Origin of the sequence: Streptomyces sp. 35G-GA-8, from assembly GCF_023534745.1 — a bacterium.
In the GTDB taxonomy this organism is placed as follows: domain Bacteria; phylum Actinomycetota; class Actinomycetes; order Streptomycetales; family Streptomycetaceae; genus Streptomyces.
Genome location: NZ_JAMHJQ010000044.1, coordinates 1 through 4,275 on the forward strand (window position 1 = coordinate 1; position 4,275 = coordinate 4,275).

Annotated in this window: 2 protein-coding genes; both read right to left on the bottom strand. The window is 72.8% G+C overall.

The window, feature by feature from the left end:
- On the bottom strand, positions 1–152 hold a 152-nt coding region (locus M1203_RS38390), incomplete at its 3' end, for a polyketide synthase docking domain-containing protein (RefSeq protein WP_249954505.1).
- Positions 118–4,248 carry a type I polyketide synthase gene (locus tag M1203_RS38395; RefSeq protein ID WP_249954504.1) on the bottom strand — a complete coding sequence of 1,377 codons (4,131 nt, stop codon included), beginning with the start codon at positions 4,246–4,248 and terminating at the stop codon, positions 118–120. The genes M1203_RS38390 and M1203_RS38395, both read right to left, overlap by 35 nt.
- Positions 4,249–4,275: the final 27 nt, after the last annotated feature.

Here is a 4,275-nt window from a genome sequence, read left to right on the forward strand (position 1 = left end):
GACACCACACCCCCCGGAAAACGACACCCCATACCCACCACCGCCACCGGCTCATGCACACGCCCCTCAACCTCAACAAGCCGCCGCTCAGCCCGATGAAGCTCCACCGTCACACGCTTAAGGTATTCGGCGATCTTCGCTTCGTTCGTCATGGTTGGCCCCCTGGTTGTCCGAACCTGTCCGACGCTGTCGGCCAAGCCGGTTGTCGATAAGTTCGAAGATCTCGTCGGGCGTCGCCGACAGAATCGTGTCCGTGAGGTCCCCGCCGGGCCGCTCCAGACCGGGCCGCTCCAGTTTCCGCAGCAGGGAATGAAGGCGCTCGGCGATCGCGTCGTGGGCGTCGGCATCGGCCGGATCGAGCGAGCCGAGAGCCGCTTCCAGCGAATCGAGCCGCGCCATCGGGGAGACGTCCTCGGCAGCGTCCGGAACCGGAGCCAGCAGCTCGCGCACATGTGCCGCGAGTGCGGCGGCCGTCGGGTGGTTGAAGACCACAGTGGCGGGCAGCCGCAGGCCGGTCGCGGCGCTGAGCCTGTTGCGCAGTTCGACGGCCGTCAGAGAGTCGAAACCCAACTCCTTGAAGGCCCGGCCGCTTTCGACGGCTTGCCGGGCACCGCCCAGGACGGCGGCCGCATGGCTGCTGACCAGTTCGAACAGCAGGGTGTGCTGCTCGGACGGGGGCAGGGCCGACAGCCGCTGTTGCCACGAGTCCGCGCCCGTCACGGCGCCTGCCGCCCTGCGCCGTGACGAGGTACGGACCAGGCCGCGCAGCACCGCGGGCAGCGGGCCGCTCCGCGCGAGCTCCCGCAGGGACCGTGTGACGATCCTGGCCGGCGCCAGGGCCGGGAGCCCTGCGGCGAGAGCGGTGTCGAAGAGGGAGAGTGCGTCGTCCGTCGCCAGGGCACCGACGCCGGTGCGGTCCATGCGGGCCACGTCCGCGCGGGAGAGGTGGCTGGTCATCCCGGTGGACTCGGCCCAGTAGCCCCAGGCCAGGCTGGTCGCGGGCTGCCCGTTGGCATGCCGGTGCGCCGCGAGCCCATCGAGAAAGGCGTTGGCGGCCGCGTAGTTCGCCTGACCCGGTGTGCCGATGACGCCGGTGACGGACGAGAACAGGACGAACGCGGCGAGGTCCAGCCGAGAGGTCTGCTGATGCAGATTCCACGCGGCGTCCGCCTTGGGTCGGAGCACCCGATGCGTCTGGTCCGCGGTGAGCGCGTGCACGGTGGCGTCGGCGAGGACACCGGCCGCGTGGACGACGGCGGTGAGCGGGTGGTGGGGGTCCACGGTGCCCAGCGTCTCCCGCAGGGCGTGCGGGTCCGCGACATCGCAGGCGACCACGGTCACCTCGGCGCCCTCGGCGGCGAGTTCCGCGCGGATCTGCTCGGCACCATCGGCCTCCGGGCCCCTGCGGCTGGTCAGGAGCAGATGCCGGATGCCGTGTGAGGTCACGAGGTGACGTGCGACCAGCCGGCCGAGAGTGCCCGTGCCGCCGGTGACGAGCACCGTACCGTCCGGGTCGAGCGGCCGAGCGGGCGCCGGTGGGTCGGGGATCGTCCTCGTCAGCCTCGGGGTGTACGACATGCCCCCGCGCAGCGCCAGTTGGGGCTCTTCGGTGGCCAGTGCGGCGGGCAGCGCCCGCACCGAGGCCGGTGTGTCGTCGATGTCGATCAGCGTGACGCGGTCCGGGTGTTCGGCCTGGGCGCTGCGGACCAGTCCCCAGACGGCGGCGCCCGCCAGTCCTGTCACATCGTCGCCGGCCCGGACGGCGACGGCGCCCCGCGTGAGTACCACGAGTCGTGCGGCGTCGGTGCCCTCGTCGGTGAGCCACTCGCGCAGCAGCCCGAGCGCGGCCTCGGTCGCCCGGTGGGCGTGGTCCGAGGGGGTGTCGGGCCGGTGTGAGCCGGCATCGTCCTGCCCGGTGGCGGACACGGACGCGGCCGTGGACTCGGCGGGAGCGGCCAGTACGACGCCGGAAGAGGCGGCGCCGAATGCGCGGGCCGAAGCCGTCGCCAGGTCGGGACAGGTCCGTACCGTCACCCCGGCGCGGGCGAGTTCGCCCCTGAGAGATGCCGCCCCGTCTCCCAGCAGGGTCCAGACGCCAAAAGCGCCGCCCGCCGTGCCGGCCACCTCCGGCCAGTCGAGGTGGAAAAGGCTCCCGCTGTCCCGCTCCCTCGGCCGCTCCGTCGGATCGTCGGGGGCGTCCGCCAGAGTGAGGGTCTCGGCAGCCGCGACCGGCCGTCCGGCGGGGTCGGACAGAGCCAGCCGGTACCGGTCCGTGCCGAGCGCGGTGAGCCGCGCGCGTACGGAAGTGGACCGCGTGGCGTAGAGGCGCAGGCCGCTCCAGGACACCACCCGCCGTGCGGCGGCGCCGTCCTGGTGCAGAGCGGGGGCAAGCGCGCGGGAAGCCGCGTCCAGCAGTTCGGGATGGATTCCGAAGCCGTCCACGTCGGTGGGCGGATCCTCCGCGAGCGCCACCTCCGCGTACAACTCGGAGCCGAGCCGCCACAGCGCCCGGGCACCGCGGAACGGCTCCCCCGGACCGGCACCGTCATCCTCGGGGTCCGGCGCGAGATCGGCGAGATCGACGGACCTGGCCCCCGGCGGGGGCCAGGCGCCGTCGGACGACGCCACAGCCTCGGCGGCGTCGTCGGCGCGTGGCAGAACCGCGGCCTCGGCGTGCCGTGTCCAGTCGCCGTCCTCGTCCTGGTCCTCCGGGCGGGAGTGAACGAGAACCGCACGCCGCCCGGACGCGTCCGGCGCCCGGACGGTGACCTGGAGCTGACACGCGTGCTCGGCGGAAAGGCCCAGCGGAGAGAGCACCGTCAGTTCGTCCACCCAGGGGCACTCGACCCGCTCGCCGACGTGCAGGACGAGTTCGGCGAGCACCGCGCCGGACAGCGAGGCGCCCGCCCCGGGACCTCCGGCCGACCGGAGGTGCGCACCGGGGGCCAGGCGTCCGGTGAACACCAACTCCCGGCTGTCGGCCAGCGGGACCGCCGCGCCCAGCAGGGCGTGTTCCGCCGCCAGCAGCCCGGCCGAGGTCACGTCCGCGGTACCGGACGTACTGTCCAGCCAGTACCTCTCCCGCTGGAAGGCGTACGTGGGCAGTTCGACCGTTCGGGCCCCGTGGCCGGCCAGTACGGCGGACCAGTCGGCGGACCCGCCTTGAGTGTGCACCTGGGCGACCGAGGTGAGAAAACGGCGCAGGCCGCCGTCGTCCCGGCGCAGTGTGCCCGTGACCAGGGCGTCCGCCGCGGCCCCCGCCGCGCCGCTCACCGTGTCCTGAACCGCCATGGTCAGCACCGGGTGCGGGCTGACCTCGACGAAGGTACGGTGCCCATCTGCCAGGAGCGCCCGGGTCGCACCCTCGAACCGCACGGTCTGGCGCAGGTTGCGGAACCAATACACGGCGTCCAGGGTCGCGGTGTCCAGCGGTTCACCGGTCACCGTCGAGTAGAAGGGGAGCTCCGAGCCGCGCGGGGTGATCCCGGACAGCAGCTCAAGCAGGTGATCGTGGAGCACATCCACATGGGGGGAGTGGGACGCGTAGTCGACGGCGATCCGCCGGGCGTCCACCCCCTCCTTCGCGCACTCGGCCAGCAGCTCTTCCAGCGCCTCGACGTCGGCGGAGACCGTGGTCGACGAGGGGCCGTTGACGGTGGCGATGTGCACGCGACCGCCCAGACGCGCGAGCCGTTGCTCCAGCTCGTGGGCGGGCAGGGACACCGACGCCATACCACCGTTGCCGGCGAGCGCGACGATGGCCCGTGACCGCAGGGCAACCACCCGGGCCGCGTCGTCCAGGCTGAGCGCGCCGGCCACATGGGCGGCGGCGATCTCACCCTGCGAGTGCCCGACCACCGCGTCCGGCACGATGCCCAGGGAGCGCCAGAGCTCCGCCAGCGACACCATCACCGCGAACAACACGGGCTGGACCACATCGACCCGGTCCAGGTTCGGCGCGTGCGGCACACCGCGTACGACGTCCAGCAGCGACCAGTCGGTGTGGGGCGCGAGAGCGTCGGCGCACTCGGCGAGCCGCTTCGCGAACACCTCGGACGAGTCGAGGAGTTCCCGGGCCATGCCCGGCCATTGGGATCCCTGACCGGGGAAGACGAAGACCGTGCCGCCCGCTTCGTCCGCCGTCCCTGAGACCACCTGGGCGGCAGGCTCTCCGGCGGCGAGTGCTTCGAGTCCGGTGAGGAGTTCCGTACGGTCCTCACCCACCACCACAGCCCGGTGATCGAACAACGAACGCGTCGTCGCCAACGACCACCC